This is a genomic window from Okeania sp. SIO2C2 (assembly GCF_010692625.1).
Classification (GTDB): domain Bacteria; phylum Cyanobacteriota; class Cyanobacteriia; order Cyanobacteriales; family Microcoleaceae; genus Okeania; species Okeania hirsuta.
In genome coordinates, this window is sequence record NZ_JAAHGM010000012.1 from 39093 (window position 1) to 61707 (window position 22615).

At 44.4% G+C, this 22615-nt stretch carries 12 protein-coding genes and 1 pseudogene; 6 read left to right on the top strand and 7 right to left on the bottom strand.

Going from position 1 to position 22615, the window contains the following annotated elements:
- Position 1: 1 nt before the first annotated feature.
- The 3 genes from F6K18_RS13020 to F6K18_RS13030 all read right to left on the bottom strand — a co-directional run bounded on the left by F6K18_RS13020 (position 2) and on the right by F6K18_RS13030 (position 3742).
- Positions 2-1546, bottom strand: coding sequence for a DUF1254 domain-containing protein (locus tag F6K18_RS13020; RefSeq protein WP_287521362.1), 1545 nt, complete (start codon positions 1544-1546; stop codon positions 2-4).
- 282 nt (positions 1547-1828) lie between these two features.
- Positions 1829-3349 carry a DUF1254 domain-containing protein gene (locus tag F6K18_RS13025; RefSeq protein WP_287521345.1) on the bottom strand — a complete coding sequence of 507 codons (1521 nt, stop codon included), beginning with the start codon at positions 3347-3349 and terminating at the stop codon, positions 1829-1831.
- 186 nt (positions 3350-3535) lie between these two features.
- Positions 3536-3742, bottom strand: a complete 207-nt coding sequence (locus F6K18_RS13030; protein ID WP_287521346.1) for a hypothetical protein — start codon at positions 3740-3742, stop codon at positions 3536-3538.
- Between the two features lie 43 nt (positions 3743-3785).
- Between F6K18_RS13030 and F6K18_RS13035 the strand changes: the two genes are divergently transcribed.
- Together F6K18_RS13035 and F6K18_RS13040 are read left to right on the top strand one after the other, a co-directional pair.
- Positions 3786-4508, top strand: coding sequence for a metallophosphatase (locus F6K18_RS13035; protein ID WP_287521348.1), 723 nt, complete (start codon positions 3786-3788; stop codon positions 4506-4508).
- A 698-nt stretch (positions 4509-5206) separates the two neighbouring features.
- A complete protein-coding gene (locus F6K18_RS13040) occupies positions 5207-13369 on the top strand; it encodes a LamG-like jellyroll fold domain-containing protein (protein ID WP_287521350.1) in 8163 nt (2720 codons plus the stop codon).
- Positions 13370-13923: 554 nt separating this feature from the next.
- Here F6K18_RS13040 and F6K18_RS13045 read toward each other — a convergent pair.
- Positions 13924-15118, bottom strand: a pseudogene (locus F6K18_RS13045) (RNA-guided endonuclease InsQ/TnpB family protein).
- Positions 15119-15177: 59 nt separating this feature from the next.
- Positions 15178-16146 (bottom strand): hypothetical protein, encoded by a 969-nt coding sequence (locus tag F6K18_RS13050; protein ID WP_287521352.1) that lies wholly within the window; start codon positions 16144-16146, stop codon positions 15178-15180.
- 46 nt (positions 16147-16192) lie between these two features.
- Between F6K18_RS13050 and F6K18_RS13055 the strand changes: the two genes are divergently transcribed.
- The gene (locus F6K18_RS13055; RefSeq protein ID WP_287521353.1) at positions 16193-18169 is read left to right on the top strand and encodes a peptidase domain-containing ABC transporter; all 1977 of its coding nucleotides are present in this window, start codon (positions 16193-16195) and stop codon (positions 18167-18169) included.
- A gap of 403 nt (positions 18170-18572) precedes the next feature.
- Positions 18573-19694 carry an NAD(P)-binding domain-containing protein gene (locus F6K18_RS13060; RefSeq protein ID WP_287521355.1) on the top strand — a complete coding sequence of 374 codons (1122 nt, stop codon included), beginning with the start codon at positions 18573-18575 and terminating at the stop codon, positions 19692-19694.
- 447 nt (positions 19695-20141) lie between these two features.
- Here the strand turns inward: F6K18_RS13060 and F6K18_RS13065 are convergent, their stop codons facing one another.
- Both F6K18_RS13065 and F6K18_RS13070 read right to left on the bottom strand, forming a co-directional pair.
- Positions 20142-20717, bottom strand: coding sequence for an EF-hand domain-containing protein (locus F6K18_RS13065; protein WP_287521356.1), 576 nt, complete (start codon positions 20715-20717; stop codon positions 20142-20144).
- A gap of 125 nt (positions 20718-20842) precedes the next feature.
- Positions 20843-21028: a hypothetical protein gene (locus F6K18_RS13070; protein ID WP_287521357.1), complete on the bottom strand. Its 186-nt coding sequence runs from the start codon at positions 21026-21028 to the stop codon at positions 20843-20845.
- Between the two features lie 69 nt (positions 21029-21097).
- Here F6K18_RS13070 and F6K18_RS13075 point away from each other — a divergent pair, with 69 nt between their 5' ends.
- Together F6K18_RS13075 and F6K18_RS13080 are read left to right on the top strand one after the other, a co-directional pair.
- Entirely contained in the window at positions 21098-21733 is a 636-nt protein-coding gene (locus F6K18_RS13075) for a GTPase domain-containing protein (protein WP_287521359.1), read from the top strand.
- 129 nt (positions 21734-21862) lie between these two features.
- On the top strand, positions 21863-22378 hold the full coding sequence (locus F6K18_RS13080) for a nucleoside recognition domain-containing protein (RefSeq protein WP_287521361.1): 516 nt from the start codon (positions 21863-21865) through the stop codon (positions 22376-22378).
- Positions 22379-22615 lie beyond the last annotated feature (237 nt).

Sequence of the window (22615 nt, forward strand, 5' to 3'; positions counted from 1 at the left end):
GCTAGTCTAGCAGCTCAACTTCCCCAGGACGCCAGCTCTGATCGAGCCAGGGTTGGAGGGGGCCATACATGCGAAAGATCACGAACCAACTCTTGCCGGGAACGGTCTCAAGCCAGTTGTTCTCGTAGCCTGTCGGCGGCTGCGGGCAAAAGTAGACATCGGTCGAACCGTCCGCGTTCTGCTGGATTCCCTCGGTCTGACTCCCCACGGTTGGGAAAGGTTGGCCGGTCTGCAACATAGACCGGGTCTGACTGTCGTAAATCGTTACCGCCCAGAAGTCCTTGGCAGGTGGGTCGGCGGGGATGTGCAGCTGATAGGTTTTGGAACCGTCAAAGAACTGCTTATTCGAATCAAGATAAGCGACTCCATAATCAGATCCCGTGCCCTCCTGCGGAGTTGCCATGGCGGGGCTGACATAAGTGTAGGGGTAGTGGAACATCACCCGCGCGTCGGAATTCATGGTTTCGCCGTCCTCTCCTGTGAAAAAGACATTCCGACCGGTATAGCCCATGAGCCAACTGCTGTCAGTATCTGGATAGTGCTGAACCCCCTGGAGGGTGCCGTCAACCCGTGGATACCAAACAATGCTGCGCGCCGCAGCGTTGCCGATAGCAACCGCATCGGTGAGAATGGCCTCCATGCGGGCATCGGGGGCAAATGCCTTGCCCTTCTCAATGCCGATGGACGCGAAGAGTCCACGCCGTTCCCGATCGATCAGGCCATAGGGCTCGTATTGAATCACGGCGTCAAGCTCCTCGTAGAACTTGAAGTTGTTCGCGTGGACGGTGTTAAACGCTTTGCCAGATGCGCTGACAAACTCCATGGCGGGGGGGTTGTCCTTTTGCGAGAACGGGTAGACCTTGAGGTTATTCTTGATCAGGTTCGCTGCCTGATCGATCCCATCCGCAATGGACGTTCGCAAAAATAATGAGTGGCGATACGCTTTCGTCGGCACGACAAAGTATCCTTCGGGAATAGCCCCCTCGAAATCAGGGGGGAGAACGAGGAATTTGCCCCCATTGCCCTCGTCTGGCCCAGCAGGGCCGATGTCCACGATCCAGTCGAAGGCGGCGTCATTGATCATGCCCAGCATGCCAGGTGGCACGTCGATCACGGTTGCCCCGTCGCGTTTGAGGTCAAGAACACCCCAAGTGTACAGGGTTGATGTGTTCGCAGTGAGATAGAGGGATTCGGAGTCCATCAACTGATCGAAAATGATCACTTGATGGGCGGCGGTGGCCCCCAGGGAATATTGTCCCTCCATCAATCCGTAGACCGAGGCAAGGGGGATGCCCTTGAGGAAGGCGTCTGTACCGCGCATTCTGTCGAGGTCGTCGTAGACCGTTTCAGTGGTTTCGGGTGTGGGCACGCCATCGAAAAAATGCAGGGTGCCAATGGACGTGTCTACTTCGTCCGGCGTTGAGATCGAGTCGCGGACGTCCGGGGGGACTTCTGCGATCGCGAAAGGTGCTTTCACAATAAGGAGCAGGATCGCGCAAGCAACCACGAATATTTGTATAATTTGCTGTCTTTTCAATTGCATCATCTGCACAGTGATATTTTCCTCCGGTCAAATTCAATAAATTTCAGCTATTGGCAGTGCGAAGGTATAACCCACGGGCCAAACCCCAAAATTATAAGGTGGGCAAAATTAGTGGTCTCAAAATCAAACGATCGCACCTCAATATTTACCCACCCTACTGCTTGTCCACCTTACTACCTCTGTTTACAATCAAAATCCCTAAAAACTTCTCAGAGATTACCTTTGAGCCTTGTCAAAAACTGGGTTCAGTTTGCCAGCTCCAAATCCCCCAGTATCCAAGTTTGGTCAAACCACTGGTTCAATCTCTCCAGGCCGCCAGGTCTGATCGAACCACTCCTCCCCTGGTCCATAAAGTCGGAGTGTGACAAACCATCCCTTGCCTGGGGCAGTTTGGATCCAGTTATTCTCTGCCCCCTCTGGACAATCAGGTCCGAAGAAGAGGGTGACTGGTTTACTTTCATCGAACCCGGCCTTCTCGCTATTCTTACTGGGAAATTCCTGGCTGGTTTGTAGTTCAGAACGGGTCTGTGGATCGTACACAACCACCGACCAGAAATCTTGGGCTGGGGGGTTGGCAGGAATCGTTAGTTTGTAGGACTTGTCACCGTACAGATAGTCCCCATTACTATCCGTGTAGTTCATAGCATACTGGGAACCTACGCCAACATTCTTTGCTGCCATGGCAGGAGTATTCACGGTAGCCATGTAGAAGAATAGAGTGCGGGCATCCAAGAAGCGACCTCCAAGACCTCCATCTTTCAGCCATTGATAATCGCCACCCACAAAAGCTGTACACCAGCCACTTTCTTCTCCATAGAGACGGGCTCCTTCAATCCGGGGGCGGAGCCAGTTAGCCCTCGCTGTCGCGTTGCCAACAGCAACAGCGTCCGTCAGTATTCCTTTCAGGCGCGGACTTGGCTCAAATGCCTTATCTTTCTGAATGCCAATCGCAGCAAAGAGCCCTCGCAGTTCGGGATCCAGCATCGATATCGGTTCGCGCTGGATGACAATGTTCAATTCTTCGTAAAACTCGAAGTCATTGGCATGAATGGTATTGAATACTTCCTTAGATCCTTCGATAAACTCCATCGCCGGTGGATTTTCCGCTTGTGACTGGGGATAAATCTTGAGGCCGTTTCTAAACATGTTGGATGAAGTATCCGGTTTTCCATCAACAAGGAAACCACGCAGGATAAGCCAGTTAATGTAACTGGTAGATTGGGAGATATAAACCGCCTGCATTTTTCCGCCAATTTCGACCTCTACTGGCTCATCTCCTTCTGTCGGTTTAAGCTCACCTTCATAGTCAGGGGGTAAAATCATATACATCCCCCCATTCCCCTTATCTGGCCCAGGAGCTCCCATATCGACAACAAAACGAAAGAAGGCATCGTTGACTGTGCCAGGGCCACATTCTGGCGGAATCTCTACGATCGTTGGCCCTTCTTTCAGGTCTAAGATCACGGAGGCATAAACCGTATCAGTGTTGCCTGTCAGGAAGAGTGGGTTAGAATCCATTAATTCGTCAAAGATCAGACACTGATTGAATTTCTCCGCACCCATTTCCGCCATCCCAAGGCGGATTCCTTCGAGGGATGTAGCGGGAATACCATTAAGGAAGGTTTCTACTCCTCGCAGGAAATCAAGGTTGTCGAACACCATGGATACCGTTGTGTCGTCCGGCATACCATCGAAAAAGGTCAGCGTCCCAATCCGAGTGTTGACGATATCCGGAGTCATGATTTTCTCCGGAATATAGTTGTTATATCCAGGAGTTGCCTGGTCATCGTGCTTGATTTTTTTCATATAGTCTCATTCTCTCAGTTGCTATCTTGATACATTTACCACCAATAAGCATTCTGGTGTAGTCAAGTTCATAAATTTAAATATTAATCAGCCTAATTCTAGCACTATTCTTCAGTTATCTAAGTTAGAGAAACAGATTTGATCGCACAGTTGACATCCTCTCCGGCCTAAAAGACCCGGAGATTCCTACCGAACCGAAGCTTCCTCTGGACCAGTATTTCCAACGTCACTCACATACCGGAAGTAGGCATTGTCAACCGCACCTAAAACGTCTGGGGGAATTTCAGCTATGATCGGTCTATCTTTCTTGATTTCTGCCATTCCATACATGGTGGTAGCATTTATATAACTATCAAGATCGCGCCATAAATTTGCATCAGAGACAATTATCAATTTAATCTCACTTGAGCTAACCTAAAAAAAAGCAAAAAAATATATGAATTATTGGGCAATTTTAACTGGAATCGAAGGAAATCTCGCAGCTTATGAGGCTGTAATAGCTGACATAAAAAAACAGAAATATCCTGTGGAAGCTTTATATATTTTAGGAGATTTAGTCGGGCTAAATATAGATTGCAAAAAATTAGTAGAGCGAGTACGTTATCCCAAACAAAACGAACTTAAACCCCAAGTCTGTACGGGATGGTGGGAAGAACAATCTTTGATTTTACATGGATTAACTACCACAGCTGAACCGACAGAATTAATAGCAGAATATGGCATAGATACTGTGAAAATATTATGGGATAATGTGGATAGAGAAACAGTAGAATGGTTGAGAAATTTGCCCTTTGGTTTTTCTGAACTTGACTGTTTATTAATTCACGGCAGCACTCTGGGGGTAAGCGATAAATTGACTCCCGATACTCCACCCATACAAATGTTAGATAGATTAATGCGTTTTGGCGTTAATAATTTATTTTGTGGTCGCTCTGGTTTAGCTTTTCAATATCAGTTAGAAAATGGTTCGGTGAGTAGTGGAGTGACAACGTTGGGAGCTGAAGTGGGTGCTATTGAGACAACATCATCTACTCAAACTTTGAGGACACCCCTTCAGGTTATAGGGGTAGGTAATGTGGGAAGTTTGCCCGGAAATGCAACCTATACTCTTTATAATCCTGGTACTAATGAAGTTTCTTTTAGAACTGTAAACTATTGAAAATGGTTCCCTTATTTAGTGGAAGAAGATGAATATTAGGAAAGAGGGAACAGGAAAAAGGGTGGAGTAATTGATGATTTATGGATAATAATTGATTCTATTTTTTATTTTTGGAGAAGTCTATTGACAAATGCAGCCATTTTCTACACCTCATCATTATATCATAATAGGAATTGAAAACTTTTTCATTAGAATTTTTTCATTAATTTCTAATTAATACCTATTAATTGTTCGTAGTATCCTCTACTGATTTAAGGATAAAAAGTAAATATTATCCAAGCTGACTGCGAAACTATTGTTGAATAAGGATTTAAAAGATATAAGCGAGGGTGAAAAATTGACTTCTTTATAAAGTTTTCTTAAGTAGGAGCCATAGAACTCCGTATTGGCTGCCGTTTCTGCTATAATTCATAAGTATTTTTTTACTATTTGGAGAGTAGCTCTACTAAAGCTGCTCTCTGGTTTTCTTAAGATTAACAGTGTCATTAAACCTTAGTTTTCAGAGATGAATAGGGCCTTTTAACTGAATGAGCATAACTGATAAATTTACCAAAACTTACAGCGACAAAGCTTATAATCACGTCACCACTGTCACCCACAAGGGAGTCGTTATCTCCTTTGCGATGGACGAGAATCGACGCATCTACTACGCGGTGCTAAATCTCAACGAACAAGACGACACAAAAGGGCCTTTAGATGTGAATTATTGGCCCGGCAACCCCTCAAAACTAAACTTTACGAACGAAATTTCTCGGGTGGGTTTTGCCATTATCCCACCAACCCAAATGCCCACAGTCGCTAAGGAAAGCGGAGAAGAGGTGGAAGCGGGTACTCTTACAGATGATGAAATCGACCCTTTTCTTTCTACTACCGCCCGTTTGACTGCTGATGCTCCTTTCCGGGTCATTTCCGACAACCAGTATATCTATCTCTTCCGCCAGTCAATTGCTGGGGACGATCCGGATATGGTTTTTGTGGACACTGGGGAACATACGGCGAGTGAGCAAACCCAGATGGCCATGGGGCGAAAGTACATGGAACCCAAGGCGGCTTTCAAAAAAAGCAGGTTAAGGGATTTCAGGCGGCCCTTTGCTCTAAGCAGGAAGGAAACTCCTGAGGCGGTAAGTTCTTTTTCTCAGACTTTGTCCGACGATGAACTCATTCCCGTTGTGGACAAAAACCTGATGGTAGACCGTTTTGTACTGACGGGGGCAGAATTAAAAAGCAAGATGGAAGTGCGGTTCAAGCGCAGTCGCCACAAAAGTATCCCCCAGAGCAACAAGGATAGTCTGGGTTCCCAGGATATGGAAGGGCAGTATTTCTATGAACCGACTCAAGAACTGGATTTTGTGGGTCAATTGTACGAAGGTTGGTTCGATGCCCTGCTTTTACCTACTCAAATTTCTGGGATTCAGCGCTGGCAATTCTTTCTCTACAATAGCAAGACTGCGGAAATTGACTCGTTTAATGTGGAACGGGATTCTGATGGACTCTTTAATACTAAAGGAACCCGGTATTATACCAGTCCTGACCCAGAATATCAAGATGCGGTATATGAGCGTTCCCCAGGAACCTGTCCCTTTACCGGAAAACCCCTAATTCCCATTCCTCCCAGCAAGTCTGGTTATGGGGAATGGGCATTGGAGTTTGATGGCACTGATGATAATGTCACAGTTCCTCACTCAGAGAGTATAGATTTTGACCAGGACGAAGACTTTGCCATTGAAGCTTGGATAGCAGTTTCTGGGGAAGCGGTAGACAGTGACGTTATTACGAAATGGGAAGGAGGTTCTGGACCATACCCTTATGCCATCAGATATAGTGCAGGGAATGGAACTCTATCAGCGCATCGATATGATGGTACTAATAACCCCGGAATCACTTCGAGTCAAGTGATTAATGATGGGGAATATCATCATATTGCCTTCGTCAAAAACGGTTCAACTCTTTACTTATATATTGATGGTGAAGAAGACGGCAGTACAGAAGATACAACCAGTACCAGTACGAAGAATAATCTAGCCATTTATTTCGCTTCTCACGGTACAAGTTCTTATTTTGCGGGTCAAATCGACGAAATTCGCATCTGGAATCGGAGTCTTTCTCAAGATGAAATCCAAGAAGATATGAACTATCGCCTGGTAGGGAACGAACCAGGATTAGTAGGTTATTGGCGGTTTGACGAAGGTACAGGGAATATTCTCCAAGATCAGACTGATAATGGGAACCACGGTACAATTAACGGAGCAACTTGGGTACAGTCCCAAGCTCCCATCGGTGATTCCCCAGGCATTCGTCGCACCAGTTTTGGTTTTGACGGACGAACCATTACCTCAAGTCCGTCAGCTATGCTGTATTACCAGCAGGAACAAGCTGAAGCGGGTTACGATGATGAGGCAAAACCCATTAAGAGCAATGCCCGCGTCATCTTAGGAGTTGGTACTGGGGGACCGGGACTTGATGGGGAAGACACAGAGGAAAAATACGTTGCTGCCTTGGATTTTGCCCTCTCCCGAGAGGGTAAGTTAGCTCAGATTCCCGATAATATTCAGTTGGGAGAAGCCTTGGAAAGTGGTACTGAGGAGGACTTGGCTCGACTTCAAGAACTACAGCAGGAAGTCGAAGAACTGCGTCGGCCAGGGATTAGTTTAGTTTATACTACTAATGAATTAGAGAGCTTGGGCTATTCTGTAGCCATTGATGGTGAGTGGGCAATTGTGGGAGCATGGGAGGCAACTGTTAACAGTCAAGAGGGAGCAGGCAAAGCCTATATTTTCCATGGGGATGGCAGCAACTGGAATCTGGCACAAACCCTCACCCCTGGGGATGATGCTGAGAAAGACGGCGGTTTCGGCTTTTCTGTAGCCATTGATGGTGAGTGGGCAATTGTGGGAGCAGTGAGAGCAACTGTTAACGGTAAAGAGGGAGCAGGCAAAGCCTATATTTTCCATGGGGATGGCAGCAACTGGAATCTGGCACAAACCCTCACCCCTGGGGATGATGCTGAGAAAGACGGCGGTTTCGGCTCCTCTGTAGCCATTGATGGTGAGTGGGCAATTGTGGGAGCATTGGGAGCAACTGTTAACAGTCAAGAGGGAGCAGGCAAAGCCTATATTTGCCATTGGGATGGCAATAACTGGAATCTGAAAAAAACCCTGACTGCTGGGGATGATGCTAGGGCTGATGCTTGGTTCGGCTGCTCTGTAGCCATTGATGGTGAATGGGCAATTGTGGGAGCAGTGAGAGCAACTGTTAACGGTAAAGAGGGAGCAGGCAAAGCCTATATTTGCCATTGGGATGGCAATAACTGGAATCTGAAAAAAACCCTGACTGCTGGGGATGATGCTAGGGCTGATGCTTGGTTCGGCTGCTCTGTAGCCATTAAAGGTGAGCAAGCAGTAGCAGTAGCGCCCAATACTTTGAATGATTATAATTATTATCAAGTCTTTGTTTATCAGTGTCAAAGTAGCGAATGGAACCTAGAACAACAGCTCACTAATACATATAGCCTCTCCTCTTGGTTGGAGGAATTTTTACTAGGGCATATCTCAGTAGCTATCAGTGACGAATATTTGCTAATAGGATGTTGTAAAGCTAAATGTAAGGACCTGAAAGGTGCTGGTAGAGTCGATGTTTACCGCCTCAATAGTAGCAGTAAATGGGAACTAGAGACAACCTTAACAGCTGGGGATGATATCCAGCAATATGCATGTTTTGGTTGTTCAGTAGCTATTGACGATGCTCAATTTCTCATCGGGTCATATGGAAGTAACTCTGCCTATTATTACCTCCAAGGTATTCCCCAGGAGCTATTGGATGAAATTGACGAACTCAAGCAAAAAGTGGGCAATGGAGTAGCCCTACCCATGCACTTTCTCCATACTGACCCCTTCGGCCTCACGGTTTCAGGAGCATTGCTGGGCTTCGCTCCTAGCCAAGACGCACCTCAATTCTTAGACAGCACCACGGGCAACCTCACCCTCTATTTCCGGGGTGACCAAAACCAATTCTTCGCGGCTTATTACAATACCAACACTGCCAAGACAGAATACAAGATAGCAACGGAACTCGCGACGACCAATGCAGACCAACTCACCTTCGTGAGTCGCTTTGCTGGGGAAGAAACCAATAACACCACCATTACTGTGGCAGATGGTGACAGTGCTGATTTCTGTCAGGTTGCGATCGCTAACGACAGTACGGGAATTACCGAAACCTGGCAGCGGGTACCGCGAAAGGTGAAGCAATTTGCAGCGGTATTCAATGGAGTGGCGAATCAGCAGGTCTTTTTAGATAATTTAGCCACAGCAGTATCTGGTACTGTCACGAGCTTGACTTTGACAGAAGGAGCAAAATATGCACTCAAATCTGGGGATGTACTACTGGTGAACAGGACGAAGGTAACGGTAGCTTCTGATGTGGAACGCAAAGCAACAGAGGTTCCCATTAACAGCATTACCCTATCAGCAGAAGTCAATACAGCAGTTTATGTCATTCCCTACGATTACCAAACCCTCGCCACTACCAACCGGGTGGGAGATAACCTGGAAAATGGTTCTCTACTATTTGCTGTTATTCCTTCCAGTATCCGAGATGATCAGGTGAAAAACGGTACGGGAACTCGCTCTAGTAAAGGTATATCCAGTTGTTGGGTCGCAGAAGCACCAGGAGACACCTTGTCCTTTGACGGTAAAAATGATTATGTTGCCTTGGGAGATACGAGTAAGCTATCCCAGTTTGATGCCAAGGGGGATCTGACTTTAGAAACTTGGGTGCTACCTAAAACTTTTGACGGGGTTAAGCAAATCATTCATCATGCTTCAGATAGCTCTAAGTATAGTCTGGAGCTAAAAGGGCAAGAACTCAACTCGGCATTTAAGCTTGATGGCAGGGATGATTATGTGGAACTGCCAGCAGCAAGTATCCCATCCGGTAACGAAATTACCATTAGTTTTTGGGCTTATGGTGGAGAGTCTCTGCCTAAGAGCAGTTTCATAATATATGCACAAAGCCATAATGGGGAGCCAACCGATCAGAATCGGGTACTGGGTGTCCACTTGCCTTATCAGGATGGATATATCTACTTTGACTGTGGTAACGATGGAAGTATGTATGATCGAATCTCTGAACAAGCTCAAGAGTCAGAATACAAAGGCACATGGTCTCACTGGGCTTTTACCAAAAATGCTACCACTGGAGATATGAAGATCTATCTCAACGGAGAATTGTGGCACAGTGATGGTGGAAAAACAAAGTCTTTGCCAGCATCTGTAAAAGTACAGCTAGGAACAGGGAGTAATCTATATTATGATGGTCAAATTGACGAATTACGCATCTGGAACCGCGCTCGCACTCAAACGGAAATCCAAGCAGACATGAACCGCCGTCTTGGTGGTAATGAATCGGGTTTAGTCGGCTACTGGCACTTTGACCAACGAGAGGGTAACCAGGTTAAAAACCTCACTGGCAACGGCTACAATGGCACTATTCATGGCGACCCACAGAATGTTCCTTCCCCTCCAAATTTGGGTTCCTGTTCCGTAGTAGCGGCAGTTGGCGACCTGCTCCTAGAAAGCAAAGATTTACTGTACTGTAATAACTGGCATCATGTTGCCCTGGTTTATAACCAGTCCTATGGTCTCCAGTTTGACGGCAAACGGGACTACTTAGACTGCGGCAACAACACTATTCTCAATCTTCAAGACATGACGGTTGAAGTCTTGTTGCAGGTGAGCCGTACGAGTAAATGCGGCATTCTCGCCAAAGGTACTCTTAACTCTGGGGATCTCAAGCAAAACGTTCCCTATGCCCTCTACACAGAAAATGGCAAGGTAATTTTCATCTTTGAAGATGAGAATGGGGCTTCATATCAGGTGGAAACCAACTCAGTTTTGACAACTGAAAAGGTCTACAAAATTGCCGTTACCCGGAAAAAATATACTGAAAGTGTTAGCACCGGTAGCAGTGCTAAAGACACTTTTACAGGTACTGCCCCTGACTTTTCAGGTATCAGCACTTGGGACGATATCAATACCAACAGCGATGATATTGAACAAGCCATGCAAGGGGACTACGTTGCTTCCGAGCAACGGGGACAAGAATTAGCAAACCTGCAATCTCCTGACTCATGGACAAATCCTGAGTTTACTCCCGGTAGTAAAATTTCCCAATGGAATGAAGTCAAAATCTACGTAGACGGTGTCCTGGAAGCCAACCAAAGCCTTCCGCCGGTGAATCCCGGTTATAACAGTGACTCCCTAGAAATTGCTAGGGTGGGTGAGAGCTATTTGGCAGGAAAAATTGGCGAAATCCGCTTGTGGAGTGTAGCCCTGGGAGCAGGAGACATTGGTAAAAAGCTGACGGGGAACGAATACGGCCTCGTTTCCTGGTGGCGATTGGAGGAAAACGAAGGTAACACTGCCTACGACAACAAGAGCAGCAACCATGGAATTCTCAAAGGACCAGAGTGGATTAAAAATCCCGACCCCAATAGCTCCACCATTGTGCTTTATCATAATGGCACACCGATGGTAACCAATGCTATTGACTCCTTTAGTTGGGGTGACAATCAGTTTACCCTGGGTGCCTGCAAGTCCGATGGGGAGATGACAAAACATTTCTGGGGACAACTAGAAGAGTTACGCATCTGGAAAGTAGCCCGCACTATAGAACAAATCCAGGATAACCTTTTCACTCGTCTCAAAGGAGAGAAACAAGACCTGATTGCTTATTATACCTTTGACGAGGAAAACCCAACTGAAATCAAAGACCACTCCTTTGGGGGCAACAATCTTCCCTTCGGTAGAGACGAAACTAAACCCTACTTTATTATTTCTAACGCTCCCATTAACCAGGATACAGCCTTGGTACGCTCGGCTTTAGCAGGAGTTGTCACCCAATTCCAAGAAACGATCGCAAGCAGCCCTAGCATCCAGGAATATGGGGACATGCAGTACGATGTCGATGGTAACATGACTGGGGTGATGAAACGCTGCCATGCTTACATTAAAGACAATGCCTGGTGCTTAATCACCAGTTACAAGGTGGGTAATCTGATTACCGAATGGCTGGGTCAAGCTCAGTTCGATCCCCAGATTATTGGTTACATCGAAGGCGCACCCCCCATGCCCAGTGAAAACCTCACTGCCGGTCCTATCGATCCTGCCCTTTACGATTACAGTAGTAGCGATGTTAGCTCTGTAGAAGTGGTGGAAGCAGAAAGTGTTAACTACAATTGTTCGGCATCTATGGAAGTGGGAGCAGATACTGCCTTTGAGTCAGAATCAAAGATGGAAACAGGGTTTGACATGGATATTAACATTGCACCATTTGGGTTTGGCACCTCTTTCAAACTAGAGAGTAAGTTCGGAGCTTCTGGAGGCAGCAATTTTGAAATTTCCAATGGTTGGACAAGCGACCAACGTGTGGGAGTGGGTCGCAACAAGACCGAAAGCACAACAGTATCTTTGAGCGGTAACTGGGAAGACCCCCTAAATCCTTTGAATGAAGCTTTAGGTCGGCGCTATCAACCTTCCAATATGGGTTTTGCCTTAGTCTTATCAGAAACTGCCGACATCTTTGCTCTGCGTTTAGAACACAATAACGCTTTGGTTTCCTTCAGCTTCCGACCCAATCCGGACATTCCCCGAGACGTGAATCTTATCCCCTTCCCCATCAATCCCCGTTATAGCAAGCAGGGAACCTTAGACGGAGCAATTGGGTATAATGAAAAAGGTAAAGTACTTGACCCGGACTATGCCTCTGCCCAAGGCTACGGCGAATACAGCTACTTTAAACCCCAGGAAGCCTACAACTTGCAAGACCGCATTCAGCGGGAAGAGCAAGAAATCAAGAGTTATTACCAAAACTTTGATGTCAATCCCATGAATAACGAAGCGGTTCAGAATGCCTCGAAGATGGGAACTGAGTTTGGTAAAACTTTACTAGGTATGCTGGGTCCAATCGGAGGCATAGTCGGCATGACAACGCCTTTAGGGACGGTTGACTCTAGTGATTTAAGTGAATCCTTTGCTAGCAGCATGGATCTCCCAGAAAAGTTTGCTAAACGCAATATCGTCAATACCTATGTTTGGACTGCGGATGGCGGCTTCTATGCCGAGTCCACAGAAATGACACAGATGAAGCAGGAAAGTGTAAGTGGTTCTTTCTCCAGCTCCCGTAGTAGCAGTACTGGAGTCAACACGGGATTGAAGATAAATGGTTTTTTTACTTACAAAACCGCTTTCAACGCCATGATGGGGGGAAGCATGAACTTTACCAAGACCAAGAATCAGGAGTCAGAGAATTCCTTCAGCGTCGAAGTTACTGCATCTCCACCAGGAGACTTGCAGAAATACGACGAAAATCTCAATCGGGTTTACGACGAAAACGGCGATCCAGTTTTAGTAGAAGGTAAAGTAGATGCTTACCGCTTTATGAGCTTCTACCTAGAACCAGCCAAAGAAAACTTCGAGGATTTGTTCAACAAGGCGATCGACCCCATTTGGCTCAACCAAAGCAGCCACCCCAATGCCGTTGCTATGCGCCAGGCCCTACAGGACAATGATGCTCCTCCCTGCTGGCGAGTGTTCCACCGGGTTACCTTTGTCAGTCGTCTGTTACCAAGCTTCTCAGAAGACGCTCCTCCATCCCTGGAAAGTACCATGAAAGAGGAGAATATCAATAGCAACTGGGAACTGATTCAGATATTAGATCCATTTGTCCGCAATGAGACGGATGATTTTACTACTTTCTCCGATGCGGTGCATGAAACCCTAGAAACCTACCTACCGGAGTTACTCCCCTACGAAGATGAGATTACTTACTACGCAGCACTCTATTATGGGGTGACAGATACTTAGTACGCATCTAAATTGAACGGGACTTACGCAACTGTACTATGTTTAGAGTTAAAAAAACTATAACGATCTAGTTTTAAACCCTATATATGTAGTCTGTGCGTAAGTCCTGACTAAGTTATAGAAACAAGACTTACGCAAAATACCAAATCATACACCATTTGTAGGGGCGATTCGCGTTTGCCGAGCATTCCGTTAGGGAATCGCCCCTACTAGATATGGTGGCTCTGCGTAAGTCCTGAGAAATCCTGAATTGGTTGTGAAAACCTTGAAAATTTTAACTCCTGACTCCTGACTCCTAGCAAAATATTGCTACATAATTTTCTTCACAAAACTTTTATCAGCCTTACTTTCCGGAGCACAAACTGCAAAACCGTCTCTTGTTTGGAAACAATATCAGCTGCTGCTGCTCTATAAAACTGATACAAAGCGTTACATAAAGTAACAACCCGATGTTTACTTCCTGTCTCTTGGTCAGCATTCCCTTGCGTCTTACGCCGACGCGGGGTCTGACCGCCTTCTACTGAGGCCGTTGGCGGTTACTCATCCACAGGCATTCATGCACAGGCATTCACGGTCGAGCCGACCGCATTTCTTAAATTTATACTGGCGTTTAAATCTCTATCTATTGACAACCCACAATCAGAGCAATTATAAGTCCTTAGATTTAAGGGCATATCTTGGACGTGACCACAGTTTGAGCAAGTTTTTGATGATGGAAAAAACCTGTCAACTACTACTAACTCAGAACCGTACCACTGACATTTATATTCAAGCTGTCCCCTGAATTCATAAAAAGCTTGGTCGGCACCCACCCCTCTAGCTCCCCTCCTGGGAGGGGATGGGGGTGGGTTATGGTTGGCTAGCATTCCGCTGACGTTCAAATCTTCAATTGAGACCGTGCCGTGGTTTTTGGCTTGCGTATGTTGTCAATTTATGAAGTGCGTCATGACGGATATTAGCTATCCTTCCATGCAACTTAGCTATCTTCAGTTGTGCCTTCTTCCAGTTAGCAGAACCCACCTCTTTATGACGATTTAGGTATTGCAACCGAGATAACTTAGCTTCAAATTTATGATAGGATTTCACACCTTCAAACACTTTTCCATCACTTAAAGTAGCTAAGGTTTTTACACCTAAATCTACACCAATTACATCAGTTGTTTTGGGTGTGGTGATGGCATGAAATTCATAGCTACAGCTAAGATACCAATCACCAGCTTGTCTACTAATAGTTATTTTTTTAGTTGTTGCTTCAATCGGTTCATAAGTTCTGACAATACCAATAAAAGGTAATTTGTGACTCCATCCGTTTAATTCTATTGGTTTTCCACAACTATCAATTGTGTTTGCGTAGCATTCCGAAGGAAAGGAATCAGACCTACCTTTCTTCTTAAACTTTGGGTGTTTACCTAACCCTTGTTTGCGTTTGCGTAGCATCCCGTAGGGAAGCATTCCGCAGGAAAAGAATCTTTTAAATGCTTCACCTAAGTTAATGTTTGCGCAGCATTCCGTAGGAAAAGCGTATTGATCAACCCTAGAGGACAAGTTTTTCATCCAAGGAGAAAGAGGTTTTGTGTGGTTGGTAAAAACTTCTCTCAATTTACGGGCATTAGGTTTATAGCCATCTTTATATGCTGCCTTCCACAAACTTAAACCCCAGTTGTAACACCACCTGGAATAACCTGCGTGTTGAGCCATCATGGTTTTCTGCTTGTTATTCAGTTTGAGCTTAGTTCTGATGGATTTCATCTATGGGTATTGGCAGTATAATGGTATGCTTAAATAGGTATTATATTGTTATTCTCTGATTAAGTCAATGCTCTAATAAAGAAATTCTCCCCACTCAGTTCAGGCTGGTTTGAGAGAATCGCAAATTGACCGCCCCTGCCAAAACCAGAATCACTACCATTGGCGTTATAGAACAAATTACCGTTGTTAGAGTTATAGACGATCGCTGCCTCAGAAATTATTGCAACAGCATTGGTTGTCACGGTTGCAAACACCTCATCAATACTGGCCTCACTTTCAATGGCAGTAAAAGTCTCCCTATCAAAAAGAATTAAATCTCGCACTAGATCGAAATCAGTTATGGTATCCACACCAATATCCTCTAGGGCAAATTCCTGATTTGTAGCAAAGATGAAGCGGTCTATGCTTGCTCCACCTGTGAGGGTGTCGTTCCCCTCGCCACCATTTAAGCGATCGCGACCAATACCACCAATCAGAATGTCGTCCCCACTACCACCAAATAAATGGTCGTTACCAGGGTGGCCTTGAAGATTATCGTCTCCTCCCTTACCAAAAATCCGGTCATTGCCACCACCTCCAACTAGAGTATCTACAACTGCACTCCCCACCAAGGTGTCATCTTCCCCACTGCCATTAACCGCTCCATAAATAGTAGATGTAAAGCCAAACAGGTTTTCTTCGCTGTCACAGGCAATCAATTCTAAAGTGCCATTAAAACCACCACCTGTTTCTGCATCTAGTTGCACTGCTAATTCCACCGTGTTTTCTGGTGCGAGATTGAAGTTATTTGGCAGTGGCTCAATTAGGCTAAAACCATCGGGCAAATTTAAGTCCGTCAGAATCAGAGGGCGATCGCCAGTATTAGCTATAGTCAAAGTCTTGCTTGTGGGAGTCCCCACTCTCGTACTGTCAAAAGTGACATCGATAATCTTTGTATCCCCATCTAAAATTTCAATTTCGGCTCCAGTTTCTACTGCACGGAACCCAATAATATTACCTTCTTGGTCGCTGTAACTGCCAATAATCACCCCCCCCCATTATTCATATCCTCTGCGAAGGTACTGGTCGCCCAAAGTGCTTGGTTTTAACGCCAGGGGAGTGCAAGTTACCCTGGAATTAGTTGATAAAAATAGCATTCCTCTACCAGGAATTATTTACTGGAAGGGCAATCACTGGGTTGTTTTGTATGGAAGACGAGGCAAAAAATTCGTTGTTGCAGACCCATCTGTGGGGATTCGATTTTTAACAAGAGATGAGCTGATTTCAAGCTGGACTAATTGGGCAATGCTGTTAGTGGAACCGCGCCCAGATTTTTATCAAAACCCAGAGGATAGGGATAAAGTTACAGGTTTGTGGCATTTACTAGGGCGTATCTGGAGCTATCGCGCTACTATTGCTGAAGCTTTACTGTTAAACCTGTTTATCGGTCTGCTTTCTTTAGCTTCTCCATTTTTAATACAAATCCTGACAGATGACGTACTGATTCGTGGGGATAGGAATATGTTGACGGGAGTAGCGATCGCTGTCTTGGTAATGAATACCATTGCCGTTAGTCTTAGATTTATTCAATCAATGCTCATTGCTCACTTTGCCCAACGCTTGGAGTTAGATATCATCCTAGAATTTTGCCGAGTCATGCTCCAACTGCCCCTATCATATTACGAAGTGCGTCGTAGTGGGGAAATTGCCAGTCGATTGAGGGATATCCAAGAAATCAACCAACTCATTTCTCTAGTTGGGATTATTTTACCAAGCCAATTTTTTGTGGGAGTTATTTCCCTAGGATTCATGGTATTCTATAGTTGGAAACTGACTGTAGTTCCCGTGGCGATCGCTGCCATAATGACGATAACAGTCCTAGCATTATTACCCACCATCCGTCAAAAAATTCGGAATTTCTTAGTCTTAGCAGCAGAAAATCAAGGGGTCTTAGTAGAAACATTCAAAGGAGCTTTGGTCCTGAAAAGCACTAATTCTTCCCCCTACTTCTGGGAGGAATTCCAAGGTCGCTATGGCCAACAAGCTCGTGTTAGCTACCGCGCTACTCAGACAACGATTTTTAGCAATACATTCACATATTTCTTTTCTCGGAATGGGGGAATACTCTTACTGTGGTTTGGCAGCACTCTCGTCATCGATCAAGAATTAACTATTGGGCAACTGCTAGCATTCAACGGCATGAGCGCAAATTTCTTGAGTTTAATTATTACTTTATTGAGCTTTATCAGTCCTTTCACTCGCGCTCAACTAGCAACAAGGCGACTTGTGGAAGTTATCGAATCTACACCAGAAAGTCAGAATGAGCATCAATTACCGGTTGCTAAAATTGTTGATAATGCAGATATTGTTTGTACGAATCTCAATTTTCACCACCCAGGTAGAGTTGAGTTACTCAAAAATTTTTCTCTGACGCTTCCTGGTGGAAAAGTTATTGCCTTGATAGGTGAATCTGGTTGTGGTAAAAGCACTCTCGCAAAACTAATTGCCGGATTGTATCGGGTGGATGGGGGTAATATTCGTATAGGTATTTATAATATAGATGATATTGATCTCAGTTGTTGGCGACAACAAGTAGTATTAGTTCCCCAAAATGCTCATTTTTGGAGTCGCACGATTATAGCTAATTTCCGTCTTGCTTATCCGGAGGCAACATTTGAGGAGATTGTTAAAGCTTGTCAGGTTGCTAAAGCAGACGAGTTTATTACCAGGTTGCCTAATAAGTATCAAACCATATTGGGAGAGTTTGGTGCTAATCTTTCTGGCGGTCAGCAGCAAAGATTGGCTATTGCTAGAGGAATTGTTAGCGACCCACCGATTTTGATTTTGGATGAATCTACTGCTAATTTAGATCCGGTGAGTGAAGCGCAGGTATTAGACAGATTGTTGTCTCATCGGCGGGGTAAAACTACGATTTTGATTAGTCATCGCCCGAAAGTGATTAGTCGGGCGGATTGGATTGTGTTTTTGGAAAACGGTAAATTGAAGTTGGAAGGTACTCTTGAAGATTTGCGCTCTAAGTCTGGAGAGCATTTAGATTTTCTGATTCCATAGTTTATAGAAGGGAACAGGGAATAGGGAACAGGGAAAAGGGAAGATATTTTCAGTAAAAATGTACAGAAAATGATTTTATCAGGAAATTTTACAACTCTATTTTATGGTAAATAAAGGGCAAGTTTATTTTCTGGAGATGTCTATTGAACCAAATATTTCTCTTGGTCGATTGGATATGGCGAGGTTTCCTCAGCATTCCATCCTAACGGAATGCGGAGCATTCATGTCGGCTCTGAGCTGAAACGACCGCTTTTTCATCCCCTTAAAAGTGGATGCTTGAGACCTTATTTTTTGGTCAATCATGGTTTACCACTGCCTCACCAATATTTTTTGTTAGAAAGCTAGCTTTTTTTTATAGAATAATTATCATTATCATAAAGTATCTATTGGAGGTTGTCTGCTTATGAACAAAACTAACGATCGCTTTGAAGTTGTAATTGTGGGAGCTGGGGCTGCTGGAATTGGCTGTAGCGTAGTCTTAAAAGATTTAGGAATTGAAAACTTTGTCATTTTAGAACGACATCAAGTCGGGGCTTCTTTTAGTCGTTGGCCAGAAGAAATGGGATTCATTACGCCGTCGTTTCCCAGTCATGGTTTTGGATTACTGGATCTCAACGCAATAGTTTTAAATACTTCTCCTGCCCTCAGTTTTAGAAAGGAACATATTTCGGGGAAAGAATATGCCCTATATTTGGAGATTGTAGCAGACCATTTTCAACTACCTATAAAAACTGAGACAAATGTGAAAACTCTTGCAGCTTTACCTCAAGGCAAAGGCTTTGTCTTGGAAACTTCTAAAGGCGAGTTGCGATCGCAGTTTGTGATTTGGGCAGCAGGAGAGTATCAATATCCCAATCTTAATCCTTTTCCAGGGGCCCAATTGTGTATTCATAATTCCCAAATAAATTCTTGGACAGAGCTTGAGGGGGACGAATTTGTAGTTGTCGGAGGCTATGAAAGCGGTGTAGATGCAGCATCAAATTTGGCAGCATTAGGGAAAAAAGTAAAGTTAATTGATCGCCAGAGTAGCTGGTCAAACTTAGACTCAGATCCTAGTGTTTCTCTGTCTCCTTATAGTCTAAAACGTTTAGAAATAGCTTATTCTATGGGTCGGGTAGAACTAATTGGAGAACAGCACGTTGAAGCAGTCAAAGCAGTAAAAAAAGGATATGTGGTGGAGAGCGAGTACGAACAGTGGTTTAGTTCTACACCGCCAATTCTCTGTACGGGGTTTGATAGCAGTTTAAAACAAATCGCACCTCTATTTGACTGGTCAAATGGTTATGCAGCTCTGACTCAAGAAGATGAGTCTACCCTAACTCCAGGATTATTTGTCGTCGGTCCTTCAGTGCGTCACGGCAATCTAATTTTTTGTTTCATTTATAAATTTCGGCAGCGATTTGCTGTGGTAGCAAATGCGCTTGCTCAACGTCTGGGAATCGATCCTACTCCATTGGAAGAATATCGCCGACAAGGTTTGTTCTTAGATGACCTTTCTTGCTGTAATGACAATTGTGTTTGTTGAACTATAAGATTTATGGCGTTGGAGAATGCGTAATGTTTAAGTGGGAACTGGTAAAGTTTTAAATCTCAAGTAATAGACTTGTCGCTTTATAACTATAAAAAACTGCTAAACCCTTATCATGTAAGGATTTTAGCAATTTCCAGTGCAAAACGTATGGAATTACTACTGTGTCTTAATTTGAGCGATTTTTTCTATCTATTTAGCGACAACTCTAATGTACAAGTAAACGAATCGAATACTTCAACATTTTTAGAGATTTAGAGTAACACAGAGTTTTTCGATATTTACATGGTGAACTACCAGATGCGAAAGGGACGCGGAACTATTATACTAACGGCAAGCGTTAAAACTTTGTGACAAGAAAGGATGACGGCGATCGCTTAGGGTGAGCGATCGCGGCTCAAGTCCATACCTACCACGCAGCCGATTCTCAAACTCGGGTTAATATTATGAATCTACCAATGGCCCATAGGGAAGCGGAGAATAGCTCGGATCGCTAGTGGGTTCATACCAGTAGTTCATATGACCTTCAATGAACTCGACGCGGGAGATGAAACCATTGTCATCAACATCAATGCTGTCGAAAGCTTGATCGGCACGGTCGGTATCCTCTCCCCCAGAGTATATTGCTAGATACTTTCGGTATTCTTCACGGGATATCTTTCCAGAGCCATCTGTATCGACGAAATCAAAGAACACTTCGTTCTTTCGTCTACCCGCTTCACGCGACGATTGCATCAACGAGACCGCCTTTGCAGCATTGGCTAGGAACTTTTCGTAACCGATCTCGGTTTCAGCATCGACCTCACTGCCTCCAGCAACAAAGTTATTAAACAGGGAGCGAAACACTGCACGAATTTCTTCGTCTTTCGACTGATCGTTTTGATTTTGTACCAACCGCTCCGCAATCTCTTCATATTCAGAGCGCGACAAAAAACCATTTTGGTTAGTGTCCATGACCTTGAAGTAGGTTTTCATCTTGGCAACCCAAAAATTAGATGACAACAAATCTTCTGGAGACATTCTTCCTAATTCCACAATCAACTTCTGGCAATTTTAGCGTTTTCAACCATTGGTGTCAAGTTAAGGAAAGAGAAGTCAATGGAAATATGACGAAGTGGACATATCAAACGCTAAATCCGCACTAACTAAATATCCTTGAGGGCGAAACCAACACCGATACAAAGAATCCGCCCATTGACCGGAAGATCGGCAAGAACCAGGCGGGTCAATAAATGAAGTGTGTCCCTCAATGGGGCGAGTTTAGCAAATCTTTCGTCATAAGTAGCGGCGCGTTCTTCGTCGAAGACTACAGCTTGTTCTTGATTTTGCATGAGAGAATAAATAACTTTGTTATTTGTATTTTACAATGATTATCATTACCATATAGTGTTGATTCAAGAATGAATATTTTTACGCCGTCAAAATTAGAGCGCGATTGTATTGTGGTTATTGGGAAAGAGAGTACGGGCAAGTCCCAACTAATCGCTTCTCTTACAGGACAGGCTGCCCATAGTGCCAATTTTCGCGGTTCTACAGTGACTTGTGACACTTATCAATCTGAAGCCTATACCTTTATTGATACTCCTGGAATTCTCTATCGTTCCGACAGCGTAACTACTAAGAAAGCTTTAAGACAGCTACAAGAAAATGACACCGTGCTATTGATAGTCAAGGCAACCGATGTAGATCGAGATTTAGCCGATCTACTGCCTTTAGTAGCAGATAAACGGGGCGTTGTGGCGATTACTTTCTGGGATAAGGTATTATCGACGGTTCATACTCAACAAGTGATTCGGGAATGGACGGAAACTTCTAACCTGAGCATTGTCACTGTAGATGCTCGCCACCTCACAATAGAACAAAAAGACTATATTTTGGCTTCTCTGCAAGAACCTCATCCTTTTCCCGCGCAATGGATTCCTACAAGGGCTGGCTGGCATATTCAACCCCAACCAACGCTGTTAGAACATCCTCGACTAGGCTGGTTATTGGCGATCGCTTTATTACTTATTCCTGCGATTATTATTGCTGTCTAGGGCGCTAACTCCTTTGCGACTTTAGCAGATCCTATAGTACAAAGTGCGATCAATCCCATTATTAAACCTTTATCCCAACTCCCAATCTGGTTAAGAGAAATACTCATAGGTCAGTATGGACTGATAACTATGAGTCCGTTGCTGTTTATTTGGGCGATGCCCACAGTTATTCTCTATGCCCTATTCTTGGGCGCATATAAAGCTAGTGGGTTAATAGAACGAATTACCATTGCTCTCAATCCTCTACTCCGTCCGTTTGGGTTATCGGGACGGGATTTAGTGCGAGTAATTATGGGTATGGGGTGTAATGTTCCTGCGGTGATTAGTACCCGTGCTTGTTCGAGTTGTTCTAGAGGAACTTGTATTTCGGCGATCGCTTTTGGTTCGGCTTGTTCTTATCAGTTGGGCGCAACTTTAGGGGTGTTTAGTGCTGCTAAGTTACCTTACTTGATAATTCCTTACCTGCTGTATCTAACCGCAACTACCTTGATATATACCTACATAATTTCTTCCCCTACAGCTAAATCGAATCAGAATCTCCTAGTAATCGAAGGAAGAGCATTTTTAGAATTTCCTCGTTTGTCAGTAATTTGGCGCGAAGCTAAGTCAACTATTACAGGACTTACGCAAAGACACTATATATAGCGCATGGCCAATAGAGCGGTCGCTACATTTTTTGTGAAGCGATCGCCTAAACAAGAAAATTATCATAACTTATGCAAAGACATTAGATATAATTTGTTCTCAAATATGTAGATGTTGCTAATTGTCAATAAATTTGGCCAAAATACTTTCAATTATTATAAAATTATATTATTGTTAATTTTAGCTAACAATATGAATTTTAACTATATTGATCCCATACCAATATTTACTTAATTC